The following is a 20,371-nucleotide window of genomic DNA, read 5'->3' as shown; positions in this document are numbered from 1 at the left end:
TATCTCAAGAGAGGGTTTGCGTGTTTGAACTGCCAGCAGGTATTTCTTCCGGTACCGGTTGCTGTTTGGTAATCGTGTGGCGGATGACGTTGGCGAGTTTGAGGGCGAAGTTCATGAGGAGAAGCGACATGAGGAATATATTGGCGCTGATGAAAATGTTTCGGTAGAGTGGGACTTTCATATCGGTGCCAAGAAGGAGCGCGTGAGCGATGACGGCAACATATACGAATATGTTGAGGAAATGTGTGATGCGCCAGAGGCGTTGCGGGATCATGGGTTTGATCCAGCTGGTGAGGACGAGAACGATAAATCCGTAAAATGCCATGATGCCGAGCGCGAGCGAAAGAGGATTGATTTTATCGGCGGCTATATGAAAGGGAATAAATGCATCGGCAATTGTTGGCCGTATGAACGGATCAAAGAGGAAGCTTATGCCATGAAGGAGAGCAAAGAAGAGCGTCTGAACAGCAATGGTGTAGTGAACAGAGAGGGAATAGGCGGGGCGAATGATATCTTTGAGAATGGGAAGTCGGACGGCAATACCAAGGAAAATGGCGAGCCATGCGAAGGCAAAAGCAATGAGTCCCGAAGCGCGCGTGACATACCAGACCCAGGGCACCTGCACCGAAGACGGATCAGAGGTAACGATGACGGTCGCCGACGGCGATGTCGGGTCGAGCGGATCTGTTTGCGCCAGTATTTCCGTGCCGTCGTACCAGTCGTCGCTGTCACTGTCGGGATTTTTCGGGTCGGTTTGGAAACGCGTCGTCTCTCCAATGTCGGTTAATCCGTCGAGATCGGAATCGAGCACGGGTCCGTCGGGGTAGGATATGGGGTCGGAAGTGTCTGCGGCGCGAGTGGCTGCCGGAGCAAGAAGAAGCGCTCCAATAGCGGCAGTAAATACGAGAGTAGATATCTTCATAGTGGGAGAGTTTATTGTTTGGCGAGGAATGGTTTTATCTTCGGGGTCATGATCCAAGGATTGGTTGTTGGGTTTTTGGCTTTTGCTTGAACGAAGAGTGCGGGGATGGAATGTTTGCTTGCATAAGAAAAACCGTCTTTAATTCCCATGAGAAACAGCGTCTTGGCGAGAAAATCGGCACGCTCGGCAGATGTTGAGATTGCGGTGACTGACAGAAGATTGAATGAAAAATTGTTCGGGTGTTTTGGATGAATGAGATGGTGATAGTGTTTTCCTCGGGAAGACACCCAGTGTTTTCTGGTGATGCCTGAGGTGGCAATCGCCTGGTTTGTCATTTCAAAAAGAGCGGACTCTTCAGGTATGTTCTCGACACTGATGCGCCACTTTTCTCTCGCGCGATTCGTGCCACATGCCACCATATCGCCGCCGGAGTCAACGAGAAAGTTTGACCAGTCGTCTTGCCGTATCCGCTCGGCCATTTTGTCCAGAATATACCCTTTGGCTATTCCGGAAAAGTCCATCGGCGCCTCGAATCGTATCATTTCACCCCATACAGAAAGCTCGCTTCTCAGAGGCGCTGTCCGAGGAGAGAATAACTTTTCCAGTACAGGCAGGCTTGCAGGCATCTTGGAGAAATCCGCATCATACCCGATATGCTTGAGAATTGACAGGATGCGCGGATCGAAGAGTTCGTTGCTTTCTTTATGGAACGAGAGAGTGTGAAGTGCGAGAGCGAGCATATCCGGCGAGGCATTTCGGAATTTCCCGAGATGACGATTGAATTCCGAGAGTTCGCTTTCGGGATCGAAGCGATTGAAAATCCGTATCTTTTCAAAACAGCCCTTTACTGTGCTTGCCAGGGTTTGTTCGGCCTTCCTTTCCTCGCCTTTTCGGTGGACTATTTCGAGGTATGTCTCCGTTCCCATAGCGCGAAAGAGACGGGTCGTTGAGAGAAGTGCCTCCTTCGTGTTTGGGTGATTCGGAGTCATGAGTGTTCCGAAAGGGAGAAATGCTACGGCGAGGTTTCCAGGTAGTCTGCGATGCCGTTTTTGTTGTCATCGCGTACGATGTAGATTTCAGGGATGTCCGGATGCGGATCTTCATTGTCGTAGAGTCCGTCTCCGTCGCTGTCGGTGAGCACTGTGGCTACTTCCTGCTGGGTGATGGTTGTCACCGGCACAAGAGTTGTCTCTTTGGTAACGCTTGTCTTCTCAGACTCGACATCGTCTTGTTGGGAGTCTTTACTGCTTCGATCATCGTCTTCATCTTCGTCTTCATACTCTTCCTCATCGTCATCATCCTCGGCATGCGAAACATACCGCTCTGTTACTAGGGCATTTGTGCCGAGGATAAGTATGAGTGAAGAGAGAAGGATGACAACTTGTTTTTTCATAGCGTCTTAGATTTTTTATCGTGGCGTTGTCAGGATGTTCTTGTAGTTCTATCTGCTTTTTTCGTTGTCGTGGAGCTGGATGAGGAAGAGGAGGTGCTTGTTGATGAGGGGACGAGTGTCGTGGTTTTGACTGGTTTGGTTTCGGTGATAGTTTTCTGAAGTGCCGGAGTGGAGCTCTTGAGTTTTTGCTCGCGGTCTTCTTGGATAATGCGTTGTGTTTCGGACAGTGCCGGGTCGATAGGAATTGTTTCGGTGGTTTGCTCGGCATTTTGAGCGAGTCGACCGGAGTCAGCGACACGCAAGGAGAGGACGATCGCCGTGATCACCACTGCTCCAAGAAGAAACGAGAGTGATGTGGCGGCAGGATTTTTGATGGGCGACTGATAGAAACGCATAGACTCGGGTGTTATAAACGGTATTCTGATCTATTGTACGGATTTCTCTTGAGGAAGAATGCGTTTCTGTATGTTTCATCTCGCCTTTTCACGTATTAAAACCACTTCTTAGCACGGAAAATGACGATAGTAATGAGTGAAATGCAGAACATGATGCCGACGTGTATCCAAAAAGCGTACGGGCTGTTGGCAAAGGGGATGCTCGCACTCATGGCGAGCACGTTTGAATAGACGGTCATCGGGAGCATGATAGCCGAGAAAATCGTGAGCACTTTCATGGTGAGATCGAGTTTGTTTGAGAGGAGGGAATTGTTGGTAGCTTCGAGCGACTCGATAATTTCTTTGTTGTTCTCAAGAATGTTCCACAGACGAATATTTGTGCCGATGAGGTCCTGGAAATACATGGTGAGTCCCTCTGGGATGAAGGGACTTTGTTTCTGGAATATGGATTCGATGATAGATCGTTGCGGTTTCAGTGTTCGTCGAAAATTCAGGATGTCGCGCTTTACGACAGAGATCTCAAAAACCATTTCTTTCTCTTTGCCGTTGAAGACATTGTCTTCGATAGCGTCGAGATTGCGTGCGATATGGTCGAGGCGAGGGAAGCATGAATTCATGAGCAGATCGAGGATGTGGTACATGAGGTGTGCTGGCGTCTTGTCCATGTGGAGTCGACGCTTGCCCTCGTTCTTCTCGAGCGCGTCGAAGAAATCGGTCACTTGGAACATATCGTCCCGATGTCCGGTGATGAGATGCGTGCTGGTGAGAATGATGTCCATTTCGCCCGGATAGGTGGTGCGATTCTTGGCATCGAAGAGAGGAATATGCACCGAAAGAAACAGACAATTGTCGAAGTTGATCGCTTTGGGCTGGTAGGTGGGCGTTGAAAATTCCTCGATCGCTATCGGATGGATATTGAAATCCTCTTGCAAATGCAAAATGTCTTCGGGTCCGGGGTTTGGCATGTCGACCCATGAAATTTTTCCAAAGGAAACCGTTTTCATGATTTTCTATTTGGAGATCAAACATCTCCATTATACCATACGGAACATGAAACAATGGCTCTCCTTTTTCATTCGGATATATCAAAAAACGCTTTCGCTGGACCATGGGCTTTTGGGGAAAATCGTGCCGATTCGCGTTTGTCGATTTTATCCGTCGTGCTCGGAATACGCGCGGCAAGCTGTCGAACGGTCCGGTGTTCTCCGCGGCGGGTATCTTTCACTTCGCCGATTCCTACGATGCCACCCCTGGCACCCGGGCGGCTATGACCCGCCTCCAGAGCCAAAAAGTATGAATTAGCACTCATACTTGACGAGTGCTAATCTGTGATTTATACTGGAAACGTATGAATGAGCGACAGAAAACTATTCTTTCGGCGGTCGTAGAACTCTATACGAAAAGTGCACTCCCGGTCGGTTCCGAAGTGCTTCTCTCGCGGGTTCATCTGCCGGTGTCGTCGGCGACGGTGCGGAGCGATATGGCGACTTTGGAAGAAGAGGGGTATCTCTATCAGCCGCATGTTTCGTCGGGGCGTATTCCAACCGACAAGGGGTATCGCTTTTATATCGAGCATGGGATGAAAGACGAGGCTCTTTCAAAGGAAGAAGAAGCAGAATTGAAAAAGGAGCTCTTGGTGCTTGAGGCGCGGAACGCTCGATTGGCACGGACGACTGCCAAGCTTCTCTCGGCGTTTTCGGGGAGTCTTGCGGTGTCCGGTATTGTGAGTCGCGACGAATTCTATGATTTCGGCATGAAGGAATTGATGGGTGAGCCGGAGTTTCAGGAGCTCGACGAAGTGTGTCGACTGGTGGAGGCGCTCGATTCGATTGATGAGAATATCGATACGCTTTTGTCCAAGATGAAAGACGGCGAAGTCAAGATATTCATTGGCGAGGAGAACCCGATCAAGGAAATTTCCAACTGCGCTATGATGGTATCACCCTATCAGAACGCCGACGGTGATCGAGGGGTTCTTGCTATCATCGGTCCGAAGCGCATGAAGTATGCGAAGAACAAATCTCTTTTGGAATACATGAAGCGCATGCTGGGCGGATCGGCGGGAGTGATTGCAATGTTTATTGTGTTGCACTAGTTTTTGGAAAAATTTTATGGAAACAAAAGTTGTTGATGGAAAATTTATAGTAGATGAGAAAGGACATGAACTCTTTCAGATATCGCAAAAGATAGTGGTGTATGATCCTGAGAAGAAAGTGTTCTTGATGTTGAAGATTGCCGATATAGAAAGTTTCTTCGTTCAAAAGTACGGTGTGTGGGATTTTCCCGGCGGTCGGGTGGATGTTGCGGAAAGTCTTGAAGACTCTTTGTCTCGAGAACTTGGAGAAGAGATTGGCTTTGATGTTGATGAGAGCTTGAAACAATCTGGGGTTTTCTTAGCTGAATATAGAAAGAAACGCGTGTTGACTCTCGGATATACAGTGCAAATGTCTTCTTCGCAGGATATTACGCTGAGCTCGGAACACAGTGAGTATCGATGGGTGACAGCGGAAGAAGTTGCTCAGAATGATGAGTTTGGCAGCATGGCAAAGTATTTTATATCGGCAGCTGTCGAACGACTCAAAGAGCGGGAATATTTGAATGATGTGAAGCGGATTTCGGCGGATTTTGAGAATTATCGGCGGCGGCAGGAAGAGCGGATGAGAGAATTGTCGGCGATGAGTTCGGAGCGATTTGCGCTCGATATTATTCCGGTGATCGACAACTTTCGCATGGCAGCGCAGCATGTGCCGGAAGCGGAGAAGGAGAATGCATGGATGACGGGTATTACCTATATCGGAAAGCAACTCGAAGAAGCGCTTGCGACGAATGGCATCTCGGCATTCGAAGTGAAGGAAGGCGATACCTTTGATCCGCATGTGCATGAAGCTGTAAGTCGAGAAGAAGGCGAATCAGCGGAAGAGGGCAAGGTGGCGAAGATGCTCCAGATGGGATACAAGAGTGGCTCGAGAGTGATTCGTCCGGCAAAGGTAGTGGTGAGATAGGACTTGCATTTTGAATTTTCGATAGGAATTTTAACCCAGAGAGGAGGTGAGTACTATGACACGAAGCATTATTCATTGGTCACCGATGCGCGATATCGATCGTTTCTTCGATGAGGATATGTGGGCGCACGGTTTTGCTCCGGCGGTAGATGTCCGTCAGGACAAAGACAATGTGATCGTGGACTTTCAACTTCCGAATATCGATTCGGAGAAGGTAAACATCACTATTGAGAACGACGTGCTCACGGTTTCGGGATCAAGCGAGGAGCGGCACGAAGTGAAGCGCGAAGACTATTACCGCAAGGAAATTAGTCGCGGCGAATTCTCCCGGTCTATCATCCTCCCGATGAAGGTGGAAGGTGACAAGGCGGCGGCATCGTATGAGAAGGGTATTCTCACGATTACCGCGCCGAAGGCGGAAGAGATGAAGCCGAAGAAGATTGCGGTCACGGTGAAGTAATCTTCGTTTGCTTCGACACTCCCTCGGAGCAAATCCCGGGGAGTGGACGAAGCACATGAAGCGAGAAATTGAATTTTTAAGTATTAAATTAAGGGAGTTAGGACGTGAGGACATGGGATACATTTGCATTATTCCTTATTCTTCAATCTTTATCCCAATGAAACAGTATGGCAAAGATACTTGGTATCGATCTCGGGACGACGAATTCGGCGATGGCGTTTGTTGAAGGCGGAAGCCCGACGATCGTAGAAAATAAAGAGGGAAATCGCACGACGCCATCGATGGTTGCCGTGTCGAAGACAGGCGAGCGGCTTGTGGGACTTCTCGCGAAGCGACAGGCGGTGACGAATCCGGAGAATACGCTCTTCTCGATCAAGAGACTCATCGGGCGACGCTTCGATGACGAGGAAGTGGAACGCGATAAGAAAACGCTTCCGTATAAAATCGTAAAAGCGGGCGAGGGCGTGAAAGTGGTGATGGGTAGCAAAGAATACTCGCCGCAGGAAATCTCGGCGATGGTATTGCAGAAATTGAAGGCGGATGCCGAGGATCGCTTGGGCGAAAAAATCACCGAGGCGGTTATCACGGTGCCGGCGTATTTCGATGACTCGCAGCGCAAAGCGACGAAGGAAGCGGGAGAAATCGCGGGTCTCAATGTGCGGCGGATTATCAATGAACCGACTGCGGCAGCTTTGGCTTATGGCTTCAACAAGAAGCAAGATGAGAAAATCGCTGTGTATGACTTGGGCGGGGGAACATTCGATATCTCTATTCTCGAAGTGGCAGCGGATACGGTTGAGGTGCGTTCGACGAACGGTGACACGCACTTGGGCGGTGACGACTTCGATCAGAAGGTGATTCATTGGATACTCGACGAATTCAAAAAGCAGGAAGGTATCGATCTCTCCAAAGATCCTTTGGCACTCCAGCGCATCAAGGAGTCGGCAGAGAAGGCAAAGATCGAGCTCTCGACGGCGCAGGATACCGAAATCAATCAGCCGTTTATTACAAGCGATGCCTCGGGACCGAAGCACTTGGTGATGAAGTTGACGCGAGCGAAGCTCGAAGAACTCGTGCATGATCTCGTGGTGGCGACGCTTGCGCCGGTGAAGCAGGCGCTCAAAGATGCTGACATGAGCGCGAAGGATATCAATGAGGTAGTGATGGTCGGGGGTATGACGCGCATGCCGCTTGTCCTTAAGACCGTCGAAGAGTTCTTCGGCAAGAAGCCGGATATCTCCGTGAACCCCGACGAAGTTGTGGCGATCGGTGCTGCGATCCAGGGGGGCGTGCTCGAGGGGTCAGTGAAAGACGTGCTTCTGCTTGATGTGACGCCACTCACCTTGGGCATCGAAACCTTGGGCGGTATGCGGACACCGATCATCGATGCAAACTCAACCGTGCCTATTTCGCAGTCAAAGGTATTCTCGACGGCGGCGGACAGTCAACCGTCGGTCGAAATACACGTACTCCAGGGCGAGCGCGAGACGGCGGCGGACAACAAATCGCTCGGGCGGTTTATTTTGGATGGTATTCCGCCGGCGCCACGCGGCGTGCCGCAGATCGAAGTCGCATTTGATATCGATGCAAACGGTATTCTCTCGGTGACCGCGAAGGACAAAGCGACGAACAAGACGCAGTCTATCCGCATCGAATCTTCAACCGGATTGTCCAAAGAGGAGGTCGAGCGTATGAAGAAAGACGCTGAGCTTCATGCTGAAGAAGACAAGCGGAAGAAGGAACTGGTCGAAGCGCGCAATATGGCGGACAGTCTCGTCTACACAACCGAGAAAGCGATCCGCGATGCCGGCGACAAAGTGACGGCGGATGAAAAGAAACCAGTGGAAGACGCGATTGCCGAGCTCAACAAGGTGAAGAATGGCGATGATCTTGAAGCGATCCGGAAGGCATCGCAGGCGGTCTCCGAATCCGCACAGAAAATCGGCGAGAAACTCTACAAAGCCGCGCAGGAATCGGAAACGCCTCCCGCACCGGGGCAGGGCGAGCCGCCGAAAACCGAAGGCACTCCCGAATCTCCGAAAGACGCAGAGGTGGAGGATGGGAAGTAGAGTTTGACGGGTGAGAGCGAGGTGAGAGCCTCGCTCTCTGCTTATGTCTTGTAAACTCAATCGACATATTGACTGATCAAATTTGATAGCGTACCCTCTTGAGGGTGTTTTGTTGTTGAAGTCTGAGGAGATTTAAACATGGCAGATACGAGAAAGCTTTTTGTTGTGTTTGATGGTGATCTTGGAACAGTCTCGGTTGTTCAGTGGACGGCAACAGATGGGGGATATGGGGAAGAAGATACCGTTCTTTGCGAAGTTCCGCTCTCGGAAAGGGCGGTAAAGGCGTATGATGCATTTGAAAAGCTACGGGAGATATTTGGCGATGGGGCGGACAGCCCATTATACTCTCTGCTTGACGAACTTGCCTCTGCTGTGTACGCTGCAACGAAGATTCAAAAAAAGCAATGAAGCATGATGTGTAGTGCCGCCAGAGAGTATTCTTCTTTGGCGGATTTTTCTTGATTCGATTCTTTGTTGTTCTAATTGGAGTGGAGGAATCAGAGTTTTGTCTCTTGAGAGGAGCTCTTGAAAGGTGGATATTGTCTGACCTTGTCTGAACCGACAATGAAGAAAGGGGCTTTCCTTGCCTCTGGGCGGGGGTTTGGTACAATAGGGCGGTAGGGGCTTTGTTTTTCTTTTTATGGAAACAGATTCCGGGCGGGTTCGGTATTCGGTTGTTGTTCCGCTTTATAACGAAGAGGGGAATGTCGAGGAACTCCATCGGCGCATCAAGGAATCCTTGGAGAAGCTCGGTGAGTTATATGAGATCATCTTTGTCGATGACGGGTCGAGGGACGCGACGCTCGAGAAATGCCATGCGCTTTCGCCACTTACGCTCGTGGTATTCCGCAAGAACTTCGGACAGAGCGCGGCGTTTGACGCAGGTTTCAAGCGGGCGACGGGCGATATTGTGATTACGATGGACGGCGATTTGCAGAATGATCCGGCTGATATCCCGCTTCTTCTTGCGAAGCTCGACGAGGGCTATGATGTGGTCTCCGGATGGCGGGTGAAGCGGCAAGATTCTTTGAGCAAGAAGATCTTTTCGCGCGGCGCGAACATGCTGCGTACCATTCTCATTCACGACAATATTCACGATTCGGGCTGCAGTCTCAAAGCGTTTCGAAGGGAATGTTTCGAGGACTTCGATCTCTTTGGTGAGATGCATCGGTTTATTCCGGCGCTTCTTGAGATTAAGGGTTTCCGTGTGGCGGAGGTGCCGGTTTCGCACCATCCGCGCGTGCATGGCGTCACCAAATACAACTGGAAGCGGAGCGTGAAGGGATTTGTCGACATGCTCGCCGTGTGGTTCTGGCGGAAGTACTCGCATCGCCCGGTGCACCTCTTCGGCGGCGGCGGCTTTTTGCTTTCTATCTTGGGATCGGGGATTCTCTTTTGGATGTTTGTGGAGAAAGTCTTCTTTGGCGCATCGCTTTCGGATCGCATTTGGCCTATGATCGGCGTCTTCTTGCTTCTTGCGGGCATTCAGCTCTTTATTTTTGGTCTCATGACGGATATGATGATTCGTGCGTACTACAGAAGTCATCATTCGATGAATTACGGTATTCGAGAAGTGATCGAACGGAAATAAATAATCAGTTAATCGGAAACGGTATGAAACTCACGTTTGTCGGGGCGGGATATGTCGGATTGGTGTCGGGCGCGTGCATGGCGGAGATCGGACATACGGTGGTATGTGCGGATGTGGATGCGAAGAAGATTGCAAAGTTGAAGCGTGGCGGGATTCCTATCTATGAATTCGGACTCGAAGAACTCGTGAAGGAGAATGTGCGGCAGGGGAGACTTTCTTTTACGACTGATATCGGGAAGGCAATTCGCGAATCGGAAGCGGTTTTCAGCGGGGTGGGGACGCCGCCCGATCCCAAGACGGGAGAGGCGGATTTGCAGTATGTTTTTGCGGTCGCTGAGGCGTTTGGGAAAAATCTGAACGAATACAAGGTGCTTGTGAACAAGTCGACGGTGCCGGTTGGGACAGCGGATCGCGTGCGCGAGATTGTGATGCAATCGAGTGATGGCACGCAGGAATTCGACGTCGTGTCGAATCCGGAATTTCTGCGCGAGGGAACGGCGGTTAAGGATTTCTTGAACCCTGATCGCGTGATTGTCGGTACGGAATCAGAGCGAGCTTGGGCGATTATGGAGCGGATCTATCGGCCGGTTGCGCGTGCCGGCAGGCCCATTATCCAGACCGATGTGAAGAGTGCGGAAATTATCAAATATGCATCCAACTCGTTCTTGGCAACAAAGATTTCTTTTATCAATGAAATTGCGAACTTTTGCGCGATTGTCGGCGGAAACGCCAAAGAAGTGGCACGCGGCATGGGGTTTGATACACGTATCGGATCGCGCTTTCTCTCTGCGGGTATCGGCTATGGCGGCTCGTGCTTCCCGAAGGATGTGAAAGCGCTTCTTCATACCGGTACGGAGTACGGCTACGAGTTTACTATTCTTGAAGCGGTGCGTGCGGCAAATGAAAAGCAGAAACTTTTGCCTATCAATTTCCTCAAGAAGTCGCTCAAGACTTTGAAGGGTAAGCGAATAGCGCTCTGGGGACTTTCATTTAAACCGCGAACGGATGATGTGCGTGAAGCGCCAGCTCTGCTCATTATCGACACTCTTCTTAAGAGCGGCGCTTCCGTGGTTGCTTTTGATCCGGTAGCGACCGAAAATGCCAAGGCGGTCTTGAAAAGCAATGCCCGGTTGAAGTTTTCCAAAGATCAATATAGCGCGGCAGATGGCGCGGACGCACTCGTCGTGGCGACTGAATGGGATGAATTTCGTACGGCGGATTTCGCCGATCTGCAAAAGCGCATGCGCGGCACGGTGATCGTTGACGGACGCAACATTTTCCGCCGAAGCGAAGCCGAAGCTGCCGGGTTTACGTACTTTGGTGTGGGAGTGTAAAATGTAAGGGGAGTGCAAAGTTTTTTAATCAAGTCAAAACAAATGTATGCGGATTGAAGGAGAAAGTCCTACTAAAAAAGTGGGGATAAATGAAGAAGATGATGGTAGAAGTAAGGAGAAGCTAAATTCTTTTGAAGTAGACAATTTGCAATCGGAAGAACTCCAAAATGAAGTGTCTTCCCTACGAGAAACTCATAACAAGGAGATAGAATCAATTCTTCGCAATCGAGAACTTCGTATTGAAAAAATGCGAAATGCGGAAAAAGTTATTTCGGCACTGTACGCTGATTTGCAAATAGCAGAAATTACTGGTGCAAAACCCGAAAAAAAAGCAAGAATTAAAGAGAGAATCAAGTTTCTTGAGGATGCCATCTCCTATTTTGATGACGAAATAGCCAAAGTAGAAAATTTTGATTATTCAAATGACCTTAAGGGGAAGGCTCCGGATCTTACTTCTCCATTGGATCGTTTACATGAGGACGCAAACAGAGAAAATATAAGAAAAACGAACGCGCGACTTCTCGAAGAAGGCGTGGGACAATATTCAGATCGCATGCAACTCATATACGACAATATGGAGCGGGAGAGTCTTACCCTTCAAGTTGGAGAGGAAAAAGGAAGTAAGAATTTTGACGCGACTGTGGAAAGTCTTGTGGAAAAAATTAAAAATGTTCTCTCAAGCGCATTGATTTATCAGCGTGACTTCATAACAAAGAAAATGCGAGAACTAGAGGGTAATGGAGAATGGCAACCGCTGGGATTTTCCGGTTCGCTCCCCGGTCGGCTTCTTGCTGACCTTCAAGAAAAGATTCAGAGGAACGAGGGAAAGCGTCATTCTGATATGGCTAAGTTAGATTCACTTTGGCGCGCCGTTGCTCCTAAGGTTGGCTCTTTTGTTATGTAGCGTCTTTATATAGACCATTTTTCCTGTGAAACTCCTCATTCATAATTATGAGTATCCGCCGTTGGGAGGCGGAGCGGGGAATGCGACGGAGTACATGCTTCGGGAGTTTGCGGTGTTCTCGGATATGGAGATTGTGCTGGTGACGTCGTCAGTTGACGGTGTTCACCGGACGGAATATCCGGCGCCGAATATCAAGATAGAGCGGCTCCCGGTCGGGAAGAAAGATGGCGCGCGCGATCTTCATTTTCAGTCGAAGGCGAATCTGCTTGCGTATTCTTGGAAGTCGTGGATGTTTTCACGGCAGCTCTTGAAGCGGGAGCAGTTCGATTGTATGCATGCGTTTTTTTCGGTTCCATCGGGGTTGGTGATGCGTCTGCTTTCTATGGAGTTTCATCTCCCGTATATCGTATCGTTGCGCGGTTCGGATGTGCCTGGGTATAGCGAGCGATTTAAGAATCTCTACCTCTTCTTGCGTCCGGTGACGCGGTTTATTTGGCGGAACGCGGCGAAGGTAATCGCAAACAGCGAGGGACTTCGGACACTCGCGCTCCTTACGGAGTCGTCGCGAGATATTGCGGTCGTGCGCAATGGTGTTGATATCAAGGAATTTTTCTCGGTTCCGAGGAATTATTCAGACGGTGTCTCCGAGCCATTTCAGGTATTGGCTATTGCGCGTCTCACGCCTCGAAAGGGTTTGCGGTCATTGCTCGAGGCGATGCATTTGTTGAAAAATTCGGAGAAGAGGCGATTTCTCTTGGATATCGCCGGCGATGGGCATGAACGCGAGTCGCTCGAGGCGTTTGTGGCGGAGCATGACCTTTCTGATCGGGTGCGATTTGTCGGGCGGGTGCCGCACAATGAAGTGGTGCCGCTCTATCATCGGGCACATGTGTACGTACTACCCTCTCTCAATGAGGGGATGAGCAATAACGTGCTTGAAGCGCTTGCCTGCGGACTCCCGATTATTACGACGGATACCGGCGGGACACGCGAATTGGTAGAAGACGGTGTGAACGGTTGCATTGTCCGTATGCGCGACTCGAAACATATCGCTGAAAAAATTGCGTTTCTTGCGTCGCATTCGGATGAAGCGAAGCGATACGGTGAAGAGAGTCGGCGCCGTGCCGAGAGCTTGGGTTGGAATGAAGTGGCAAAGGCGTATCGGGTATCTTACGAAGAAGCGATATCTTCAAAATCATGAAAACAGCTCTCCGAAAACGACTCTCTTTTTTCTTGAAACTCTTGGTGTCGAGCGGGTTTGTTCTGTGGCTCGTATGGCGTATCAACTGGGCGGAGGTTGTTCGGAGAATTTCGGAAGTGGATTTGCCGTTTCTTTCCCTCTACATCTGCATTCTTCTTGCGGGCATCGCAATTTCGTCGAGAAAATGGCAAACTATCGCGCGATCCAAGGGATTTGATCGCCCGTACCGAGATTTCTTTCGTGCGTACCTTACGGGTACGTTTATTAATAATTTTCTTCCTTCAACTATCGGTGGCGATACGTATCGGACGCTGTGGCTTGGAAAACGGGACGGAAAATTGTCGCCGGCACTCTCTACGGCGCTCTTTGATCGGTTTACGGGAATTTGGGCGGCGATGGTGTTTGCTATTATTTTTTCGTTATTCCATTTGAAGCTGGTGTTTGCAAACCCGTTCTGGCTTTTCTTGGATATCGCCATACTTGGCTCGCTTTCGTTTGATTTCGCTCTGCCGGTTCTTCGGAAAATGCCATCCGCCCATTTTTTTTTAGGGAAACTTCCGGAACGCGTGCAGCGATTGATTCGGGAAGTGATGCGCTATCCGTTTCGTCGGACGACGGTTCCGGTGCTGGGGTGGTCGCTTTTGTTTAACCTTGTCGGTGTGGGACTTGCAAACCTCGTGCTCTTTCGGGCGCTGGGTGGCGAGGTGCATGTGATTGAGTATCTCGGTGTTATTTTCTTAGTGACAATTGTCTCGAATATTCCGATCAGTATCAATAATATCGGCGTAAAAGAGTGGGCGTATGCTACATTCTTCGGGTATCTTGGCACCTCTGTCGAGGCGGCGGTCGCCGTTGCTGTGACGAGTCGGTTTATACAGATGATCGTGAGCTTCTCCGCTATTCCCTTCTATCTCCGTTCACGGGATATTTTGGGTCGAGATGCTGAGTGAATTTCACTTCGCGAATGATTCGTTGTCTCGGTTTTTCCTGAGTTCCTCTTGGATGCGAGATTCGAGTTCTTTCGGCGTGTTTCGGAAGCGGTCTTCAATGATAGTGGCGCCGTGGTGTGCCTCTGGATACTTTTTGCCGGTTCCCATGAGAAACCGCTCATGGAGTTCGTGAAGGAGGATGAAACGTCGTTCTTCTTCGGGGAGCGCTTCCTCAATCCATATTTCTCGGTCGGGAATCCATGGATAAACACGATCATGTCCGCCGGCATCGTAATTGAGAAAGAGGAGATCGCGGACGAGTTTGCCGTCAACGATCCAAATGGCGAGCTCGTTGGAGCTGTAGGGCGTGAAGTGTCGCCGGTGAATTCTTTCGATAAGCGCATTTCTTGAGTTCTTAAGTTTCAGGATTTCTCGAGAGAGGGATTCCTCGCGTTCGTGCTGTTCGAGTATGGCGCCGATTTTTTCGGCTTTCTCCGGTTTCATCCCGTTTCTCATGAGGGTTTGTTCGGCAAAGAATCTGTCCATAAAAAATCGGTGTTCGCGAAAATCCGTGTTAGTATCAATCCAAAATTCATCGGTTGGAATGAAAGAAAAATACGTGTGGTGACTGCTTTGCACGAAGTTTTCGCTTAAGTCTTTTCGAACTTTCCCACCGTCAACAAGCCAGACGGAAATATTGTTCACGATGCCTATATTTTTGATATGGTAGGGGTCCGAGGTTTTTCTGTTCATAGGTTTTGGTTTGCTGTTTTTTTTGCTGCACGGTGTTGGAGATCCTATTGCCAGTATAGGATATTTCAAAGCTCACTTCTATATCGCTTGTAGAGAGTTCTCTGATTTCCAGTTGCTTATCGTGCGACAACAATGCCGAATATTTTTTTGGCGCCGTGTTCTTTGAGAGCTTTTGCGCACGCTGCTAGGGTCGCGCCCGATGCGGCTACATCGTCTACCAGCCATATGGATTTTCCGATGATGTCTGCCTTGCCGGTTTTTGTTTGTATGTTCGGAGTGAGTTGGAAGGCTCCTGCGATATTTTCTTGGCGGAGGTCTCTGCTCTGCAATGACATTTGCGGTGCAGTGAATTTTGTTCGAATGAGAATATCATCGAGAATTGGTGGCACAATATCTTGTGGCATATTTTTTGTGAGTGCCTGAGCGAGGATATCAGCTTGATTCCATCCGCGCCAGCGTTCGCGCCGCGGATGAAGCGGAACGGGAATTATGGCATCGGGGAGTGAAACCTCCGATTGAAGGAGTGCAAGTGCAAGAATCTTTCCAAGGGATGACCCGAGGTCTTGTATGAATCGGTATTTGAAGAGGTGAACGAGGTGCGATACGCGCGGATCACTGTAATGGAGCGCGGCGAATATGCCATCATGAGGAATGCTGCCTGCGCAGGAGAAACAGATCTGTCCTTCGGGCGTTTCGCGCGCGCCGCAGTGTCCGCATACTTGAGATTGGCGTCGTCCTTTTGAAATGGTCAAGAAGCACGATTCGCATAAGAAGCACCCTTCTTTGTGACACAAGCTGCAGAAACGAGGAAAAAGCATCTCCTTTCCAAGAAAAAGGAGATGCTGAAAGAGTTGCATATTGGCGATATTCTTCATGGTGTTGCCTTGATAGTCACGCGGTCTCTGGATGATGGAACGGAGAGAGAAATACTCTTTGGAGATCGTTTTGCCGCAATGAGCAGGTCGGCAATCGGATCCTCGATGTATTGTCCGATAATGTTTCGGACAGCGCGCGCGCCGCCTGATTCTTTGGAGCTTTTCTCGCCGATGAACTCGGCGAGAGTCGGACTTCTCCTGAGACGAACGGCATGGTGTTTCATATTGTCAGCGAGGCGGGAAAGTTCTCCGGCGGCTATTTCCGAGAGTGAGGATGCGTCGAGCGGACGGAAAACAATGGTATGGTCGAGGCGGGCAAGAAGCTCTGGGCGAAGCGAGCGCTTGAGTTCTCGCAACGCTTCTTCTTGTAGGGATTCAAATGAAGGGTTCGCTGCGTTGCCGAAACCGAAGCTGCCTTCTTTGAGGAATGATTCCGTGCCGATATTCGACGTGAGAATGATAATGCTCTCTCGAAAATGGGCTTGTCTTCCCTCAGCATCGGTGAGGATGCCCTCCTCAAGAATTTGCAGCAAGAGGTTGAGCACATCCGGGTGCGCTTTCTCAATTTCGTCGAAGAGGATGACTGAAGCGGGGTGGCGCCGTATGTGTTCGGTGAGTTTCCCTCCTTCGCCGAATCCGACGTATCCGGCAGGGGAGCCGATCATTTGTGCCATGGTATGGCGCTCTCTGAATTCGCTCATGTCAAAACGAAGGAATGAGTGTTTTGTGGCGAAGAGCGTTTCGGCGAGTGTTTTTGCGGTGAGTGTCTTCCCAACGCCGGAAGGCCCGAGGAAGAGAAATGATCCCGATGGTCGGTTGGCATGATTCTTGAGTCCGAGTTGGGAGCGGATAATATTTCGAGACAGTGTCTTGAGTGCTGTTTCTTGCCCGGAAATCTTCGCAGAGAGCTTCGGAAAAAGCGATGTCAGTGCATCGTTCTTCTCATTGAGAATTTTTTCGATCGGGGTTTCTGTCATGAGTGCGACTGTTTCGGCGATAAGCGCTTCCGAGAGAGTTGCTCCGTTTGTTTTTTCGCTCAGAACCTCTTCATCGGAGAGATCGCGCAATTGATTCTCGAGAGAAGCTTCTTCGGCGCGGAGCGTCTTGGCTTCCTCAAAGTTGCGCTCTTTGACAAGTTGATTTTTAAGTGCGGAGACTTTCTCGTGTGCGAGCGAGAGTGTCGCATAGCGTTCAGTGTGGTCTGTTGTCAGCGTGCGGCGGCGTAGGAGCGAAGCGGCTTCATCGAGAAGGTCGAATGCTTTGTCGGGGAGAAAGCGTGCGGGCATATGGCGGATACTGAGCGCTACAGCTGCTCGAAGTGCGTCTTTGCCAATGGTGATGTGATGATGCGATTCATAATCGCGGCGACTTTCTTCGAGCATACTGAGAGTTGCTTCCGCTGAAGGCTCTGCTATTCGGATTGGCTGGAATCGTCGCTCGAGTGCCGGGTCTTTTTCAATGTGTCGTTTGTATTCGGCGAAAGTAGTGGCGCCAATACATCTGATATCTCCACGAGAGAGTGCTGGCTTCAAGATATTGGCAGCGTCGAGCCCGCCGCTTGCATTGCCGGCGCCGACGATCGTGTGTATTTCATCGAGAAAGAGGATGACGTTCGGATGCTCGCGTGCTTCGCGAACGATCTCTTTCAGTCGCGCTTCGAACTCGCCGCGGAAGCTCGTTCCGGCGACGAGTGCGGGAAGATCGAGCAGTACGACTTTGGCATTGCGGAAGGCCGGACCAGCGAGTCCTTTGGATAGCCGATCGGCTACTATCTCTACGATAGTTGTTTTTCCAATTCCGGGATCGCCGATCAGGAGGGGGTTGCTTTTAGTTTTTCGTCCGAGTGTGCGAAGAATATTTTCCACCTCTGTCGATCGAGCGCGACATGTCCGCTTGGATGTGCTGCCCCCAAGGAGGACTCCGTACTCGCGAATGGTTGGCGTATCTGATGGTGATTCCGATTGATCTGCTGTAAATCCAATATCAGGGATATCTATCATGCGCGAAAATCCGGGAAGTTCCGGAATATCGACTGGAATGCCAGCAGGGATTTTCTTCTGGGAATTTGGCGCTGATTCTCGATGTAAGGAAAGGAGTGGTTCGATATCGGGGTCGTGTGCTTCTATGAGTGCGTGCACAAAATGCTCACTCCCGACATAGGGGTAGGAGAAGCGATTGGCGAGTAAGAATGCACTTGCAATAATGTCTCTCGTCTTTTTGGAGAGCGATGGCTCTTTGGAGGGCTGAGAATCCTTCGAAGGAGCTGGTCCGGAGGACTCTTGATCAGTGCCCTCTAATTTGATGCCAAATTTTTCGAGGAGCGTGTTACCGAGGGAACCCTTATCAAGAAGAATAGCCATGAGGAGGTGTTTCGGATCGACTTCTCTGGCGTTTCCATTGCGAGCAATTTCAATCGATGCTCGGAGGATTCTCCGTGCATTGATGCTGAGTTTTTCAAAAAAATCCGGCTCATTCATGGCTTTTTCGGTAGGTTTTCTGAAATTTCTATTCGTCTCATTGTATTTTTCTTCAGGGTTTCTGTCAATCTTCCGAAAGCCCGAGAACGCGTGTTTGTTTTGGTGTGCTTTCGAGTTGTGCGGGAAGATTTTTTCTTTGCTGTTCTGTTTTATGCTATACTCTTTTTGTAGACCTGTCTTTGATCCGCGTACTCTGTTTCGTTTACGAATCTTTGTTGTAAGGCGTCCAAACTTCGTTCCTTGAAGCTCTTATGGGAAGAAAGTGTCTATCGATCTCTCGTCGGGGGATGAAATAATATAAAAAGAATCGTGTCATGTTTGGTCTCAACAAACCGTACTTTCTTGGTGTTGATTTCGGGACATCATATATCAAGGCAGTCGAACTTACTCTCCGGAAAGGATTGCCTGTTTTGGTGAACTACGGGTATATCGAGATGAGCTTTACCGAGGGAAAGAATGCCGCTCCCGCCACGCAATCTTCTGAGAAAGTAATTCGCGATTATCTCAAGGCGCTTCTCAAGGTACTCTCTCCAAAAGCGAAGAGGTTGGATATGGCCTTGCCGGGCTTTAGCGGACTTATTACGCTTATCGAATTGCCGGTGATGGAGGCAAATGAGCTTGAACAGGCAATTCAGTTCGAGGCGCATAAATATATCCCAGCTCCGCTTGAGGACGTAGCGTTTAGCTGGGAGGTGGTTTCACAGGGTGAGGCAAAAGATGGAATGGCAACTGCAAAGAAGACTATGGAAATTTTGCTGGTTGCCGCTCTTAAGAAGGAGGTTTCGAAATTTGAACACTATACGGAGGGGATCGGCATGTCGGTTGATCTCCTGGAGTTGGAAATATTTTCCTTGGCTCGAGCGGTTTCTGGTGATAGGCAGGGATCCTATCTTATTGTTGACATCGGATCCCGCGCAACGAACCTGGTCTTGGTTCGAGACGGGGATGTTCGATTGAATCGGAGCTTGAATACGGGTGGCAATGAAATTACCTCGACTCTTTCTGAGGGACTTGGTCTTTCATGGGAGCGCGCAGAAGAGTTGAAGTGCGGGACGCGGGACTTTCTCACGCATCCTGAGTCGGCACTGGTATTTTCGACGCTTGATGTTATTACAAACGAGATACAACGAGTTTTCGCTTTGTATGCCGCGAAGGAGGGGACTGGCTCAATTCGAGAAATTATTGTTTCCGGAGGAACGGCGAAAATGCAAGGACTTCCAATATATCTCCAGAATCAGTTTCATGTTCCGGTATCGATCGCCGATCCGTGGAAGGGGGTTCAGATTGAAGATGCAGTTCGTCCGGCAGTAGAGAGGCTTGGTCCGTCGTTTGCTATTGCGGTCGGATTGGCTCTTGGAGGAGTTGATCGTTATCGAAAGAAATAGTTTTTCGAGATGTGTCTTTCTGTGGTATACTTTCGAAAGAAAATATAAAAAATAAATAACTTATACGAAATTCTTGTACCTATGTCCCAAATAAATCTTATGTCCGGAGAGGGAGGTGCGGCGAATCGTCCGTCGCAAGGCTTTCTTGGAGGATCATTCTCTCTTTCGGTCATCATTCTTGTGATTACCTTCGCAGCATATTTTGGGACGGTGTACTATGTGCAGTCGTTGGAGAACAGCCTTGCTTCTTATAAGGAGGATTTGACTGCAAAGAGAAATCTTGTTGCTGGGGAGAAGGCGAATCGTGTTGCGGACTTTGCTGATCGGCTGAGTGTTATTGATGAAAATCTTCAGAACACCGCTTCAGTTCCGAATGATCCGCTTTCTCGAATAGAACGCGCTATGATGCCGGACGTGAATCTCTCCTCGTATTCTTATGATGTTGCCGGTGGCACGGTGAAGATAGCATTGGTCTCAGATTCTTTCCGTGCGGTGGCGCAACAGATAGTAGCATTTAAACAGGCGGCGGATTTTTCCGCTGTATCGGTTGATGGAAATGTGAAGATTGGCACGGATGGAAAGATTATTGCAGAATTAAACTTGTCTCTCTGATAAATGGGTCCGGCGTTTGCGTAGCTTGCTCCTCGTTTGGTTTTCTGGGTGGTTTTTAATATAAAAAGC

The 20,371-nt window shown here is 49.6% G+C and carries 21 protein-coding genes; 13 read left to right on the top strand and 8 right to left on the bottom strand.

Features of this window, described 5'->3' with window-relative positions:
* Positions 1–4: 4 nt before the first annotated feature.
* The 5 genes from IPK84_01310 to IPK84_01290 all read right to left on the bottom strand — a co-directional run bounded on the left by IPK84_01310 (position 5) and on the right by IPK84_01290 (position 3,714).
* Complete coding sequence (locus tag IPK84_01310; protein QQS15989.1) at positions 5–922, bottom strand: ferric reductase-like transmembrane domain-containing protein; 918 nt, start codon at positions 920–922, stop codon at positions 5–7.
* Between the two features lie 11 nt (positions 923–933).
* Positions 934–1,911 carry an FAD:protein FMN transferase gene (locus IPK84_01305; protein ID QQS15988.1) on the bottom strand — a complete coding sequence of 326 codons (978 nt, stop codon included), beginning with the start codon at positions 1,909–1,911 and terminating at the stop codon, positions 934–936.
* Between the two features lie 23 nt (positions 1,912–1,934).
* On the bottom strand, positions 1,935–2,315 hold the full coding sequence (locus IPK84_01300; GenBank protein ID QQS15987.1) for a hypothetical protein: 381 nt from the start codon (positions 2,313–2,315) through the stop codon (positions 1,935–1,937).
* 29 nt (positions 2,316–2,344) lie between these two features.
* Complete coding sequence (locus tag IPK84_01295; GenBank protein QQS15986.1) at positions 2,345–2,710, bottom strand: hypothetical protein; 366 nt, start codon at positions 2,708–2,710, stop codon at positions 2,345–2,347.
* A gap of 95 nt (positions 2,711–2,805) precedes the next feature.
* Positions 2,806–3,714, bottom strand: coding sequence for a magnesium transporter CorA family protein (locus IPK84_01290; protein QQS15985.1), 909 nt, complete (start codon positions 3,712–3,714; stop codon positions 2,806–2,808).
* A 46-nt stretch (positions 3,715–3,760) separates the two neighbouring features.
* Between IPK84_01290 and yidD the strand changes: the two genes are divergently transcribed.
* The 11 genes from yidD to IPK84_01235 all read left to right on the top strand — a co-directional run bounded on the left by yidD (position 3,761) and on the right by IPK84_01235 (position 14,221).
* Entirely contained in the window at positions 3,761–4,012 is a 252-nt protein-coding gene (gene yidD / locus IPK84_01285; GenBank protein ID QQS16247.1) for a membrane protein insertion efficiency factor YidD, read from the top strand.
* Between the two features lie 46 nt (positions 4,013–4,058).
* On the top strand, positions 4,059–4,805 hold the full coding sequence (locus tag IPK84_01280; protein QQS15984.1) for a hypothetical protein: 747 nt from the start codon (positions 4,059–4,061) through the stop codon (positions 4,803–4,805).
* Between the two features lie 16 nt (positions 4,806–4,821).
* Positions 4,822–5,712, top strand: a complete 891-nt coding sequence (gene grpE / locus IPK84_01275; protein ID QQS15983.1) for a nucleotide exchange factor GrpE — start codon at positions 4,822–4,824, stop codon at positions 5,710–5,712.
* 55 nt (positions 5,713–5,767) lie between these two features.
* Entirely contained in the window at positions 5,768–6,172 is a 405-nt protein-coding gene (locus tag IPK84_01270; protein ID QQS15982.1) for an Hsp20/alpha crystallin family protein, read from the top strand.
* A gap of 167 nt (positions 6,173–6,339) precedes the next feature.
* Positions 6,340–8,241: a molecular chaperone DnaK gene (gene dnaK, locus IPK84_01265; GenBank protein ID QQS15981.1), complete on the top strand. Its 1,902-nt coding sequence runs from the start codon at positions 6,340–6,342 to the stop codon at positions 8,239–8,241.
* Positions 8,242–8,379: 138 nt separating this feature from the next.
* A complete protein-coding gene (locus IPK84_01260) occupies positions 8,380–8,649 on the top strand; it encodes a hypothetical protein (protein ID QQS15980.1) in 270 nt (89 codons plus the stop codon).
* A gap of 232 nt (positions 8,650–8,881) precedes the next feature.
* Positions 8,882–9,832, top strand: a complete 951-nt coding sequence (locus IPK84_01255) for a glycosyltransferase family 2 protein (GenBank protein QQS15979.1) — start codon at positions 8,882–8,884, stop codon at positions 9,830–9,832.
* Positions 9,833–9,855: 23 nt separating this feature from the next.
* Positions 9,856–11,166: a UDP-glucose/GDP-mannose dehydrogenase family protein gene (locus IPK84_01250; GenBank protein ID QQS15978.1), complete on the top strand. Its 1,311-nt coding sequence runs from the start codon at positions 9,856–9,858 to the stop codon at positions 11,164–11,166.
* 46 nt (positions 11,167–11,212) lie between these two features.
* Positions 11,213–12,070 carry a hypothetical protein gene (locus tag IPK84_01245; protein ID QQS15977.1) on the top strand — a complete coding sequence of 286 codons (858 nt, stop codon included), beginning with the start codon at positions 11,213–11,215 and terminating at the stop codon, positions 12,068–12,070.
* 25 nt (positions 12,071–12,095) lie between these two features.
* A complete protein-coding gene (locus IPK84_01240; protein QQS15976.1) occupies positions 12,096–13,271 on the top strand; it encodes a glycosyltransferase in 1,176 nt (391 codons plus the stop codon).
* Positions 13,268–14,221, top strand: a complete 954-nt coding sequence (locus tag IPK84_01235) for a flippase-like domain-containing protein (GenBank protein ID QQS15975.1) — start codon at positions 13,268–13,270, stop codon at positions 14,219–14,221. Before IPK84_01240 ends, IPK84_01235 begins: the two co-directional genes overlap by 4 nt.
* 3 nt (positions 14,222–14,224) lie before the next feature.
* Here the strand turns inward: IPK84_01235 and IPK84_01230 are convergent, their stop codons facing one another.
* From IPK84_01230 to IPK84_01220, 3 genes are all read right to left on the bottom strand, one after another.
* Positions 14,225–14,953: a hypothetical protein gene (locus IPK84_01230; GenBank protein ID QQS15974.1), complete on the bottom strand. Its 729-nt coding sequence runs from the start codon at positions 14,951–14,953 to the stop codon at positions 14,225–14,227.
* A gap of 116 nt (positions 14,954–15,069) precedes the next feature.
* Entirely contained in the window at positions 15,070–15,810 is a 741-nt protein-coding gene (locus IPK84_01225) for a ComF family protein (protein ID QQS15973.1), read from the bottom strand.
* 14 nt (positions 15,811–15,824) lie between these two features.
* Entirely contained in the window at positions 15,825–18,305 is a 2,481-nt protein-coding gene (locus tag IPK84_01220) for an ATP-dependent Clp protease ATP-binding subunit (protein QQS15972.1), read from the bottom strand.
* 314 nt (positions 18,306–18,619) lie between these two features.
* On the opposite strand from IPK84_01220, the gene pilM reads away from it, so the two are divergent.
* Together pilM and IPK84_01210 are read left to right on the top strand one after the other, a co-directional pair.
* Positions 18,620–19,690 carry a type IV pilus assembly protein PilM gene (gene pilM, locus IPK84_01215; GenBank protein QQS15971.1) on the top strand — a complete coding sequence of 357 codons (1,071 nt, stop codon included), beginning with the start codon at positions 18,620–18,622 and terminating at the stop codon, positions 19,688–19,690.
* An 81-nt stretch (positions 19,691–19,771) separates the two neighbouring features.
* Entirely contained in the window at positions 19,772–20,302 is a 531-nt protein-coding gene (locus IPK84_01210) for a hypothetical protein (protein ID QQS15970.1), read from the top strand.
* The last annotated feature ends 69 nt before the right edge of the window (positions 20,303–20,371 follow it).

This window comes from Candidatus Moraniibacteriota bacterium, from assembly GCA_016699875.1.
GTDB lineage: Bacteria > Patescibacteriota > Minisyncoccia > Moranbacterales > UBA1568.
This window is presented reverse-complemented; position numbering and strand designations above follow the sequence as displayed.

Excerpts from the sequence above, each read along its gene's own strand:
- IPK84_01300 (QQS15987.1), bottom strand. The coding sequence starts at position 2,315 with ATGAAAAAACAAGTTGTCATCCTTCTCTCTTCACTCATACTTATCCTC.
- IPK84_01270 (QQS15982.1), top strand. The coding sequence starts at position 5,768 with ATGACACGAAGCATTATTCATTGGTCACCGATGCGCGATATCGATCGT.
- IPK84_01260 (QQS15980.1), top strand. The coding sequence starts at position 8,380 with ATGGCAGATACGAGAAAGCTTTTTGTTGTGTTTGATGGTGATCTTGGA.
- IPK84_01210 (QQS15970.1), top strand. The coding sequence starts at position 19,772 with ATGTCCCAAATAAATCTTATGTCCGGAGAGGGAGGTGCGGCGAATCGT.
- yidD (QQS16247.1), top strand. The coding sequence starts at position 3,761 with ATGAAACAATGGCTCTCCTTTTTCATTCGGATATATCAAAAAACGCTT.
- IPK84_01310 (QQS15989.1), bottom strand. The coding sequence starts at position 922 with ATGAAGATATCTACTCTCGTATTTACTGCCGCTATTGGAGCGCTTCTT.
- IPK84_01250 (QQS15978.1), top strand. The coding sequence starts at position 9,856 with ATGAAACTCACGTTTGTCGGGGCGGGATATGTCGGATTGGTGTCGGGC.
- IPK84_01230 (QQS15974.1), bottom strand. The coding sequence starts at position 14,953 with ATGAACAGAAAAACCTCGGACCCCTACCATATCAAAAATATAGGCATC.
- IPK84_01280 (QQS15984.1), top strand. The coding sequence starts at position 4,059 with ATGAATGAGCGACAGAAAACTATTCTTTCGGCGGTCGTAGAACTCTAT.
- IPK84_01305 (QQS15988.1), bottom strand. The coding sequence starts at position 1,911 with ATGACTCCGAATCACCCAAACACGAAGGAGGCACTTCTCTCAACGACC.
- IPK84_01295 (QQS15986.1), bottom strand. The coding sequence starts at position 2,710 with ATGCGTTTCTATCAGTCGCCCATCAAAAATCCTGCCGCCACATCACTC.
- pilM (QQS15971.1), top strand. The coding sequence starts at position 18,620 with ATGTTTGGTCTCAACAAACCGTACTTTCTTGGTGTTGATTTCGGGACA.
- IPK84_01220 (QQS15972.1), bottom strand. The coding sequence starts at position 18,305 with ATGAATGAGCCGGATTTTTTTGAAAAACTCAGCATCAATGCACGGAGA.
- IPK84_01235 (QQS15975.1), top strand. The coding sequence starts at position 13,268 with ATGAAAACAGCTCTCCGAAAACGACTCTCTTTTTTCTTGAAACTCTTG.
- dnaK (QQS15981.1), top strand. The coding sequence starts at position 6,340 with ATGGCAAAGATACTTGGTATCGATCTCGGGACGACGAATTCGGCGATG.
- IPK84_01245 (QQS15977.1), top strand. The coding sequence starts at position 11,213 with ATGCGGATTGAAGGAGAAAGTCCTACTAAAAAAGTGGGGATAAATGAA.
- IPK84_01225 (QQS15973.1), bottom strand. The coding sequence starts at position 15,810 with ATGCAACTCTTTCAGCATCTCCTTTTTCTTGGAAAGGAGATGCTTTTT.
- grpE (QQS15983.1), top strand. The coding sequence starts at position 4,822 with ATGGAAACAAAAGTTGTTGATGGAAAATTTATAGTAGATGAGAAAGGA.
- IPK84_01290 (QQS15985.1), bottom strand. The coding sequence starts at position 3,714 with ATGAAAACGGTTTCCTTTGGAAAAATTTCATGGGTCGACATGCCAAAC.
- IPK84_01255 (QQS15979.1), top strand. The coding sequence starts at position 8,882 with ATGGAAACAGATTCCGGGCGGGTTCGGTATTCGGTTGTTGTTCCGCTT.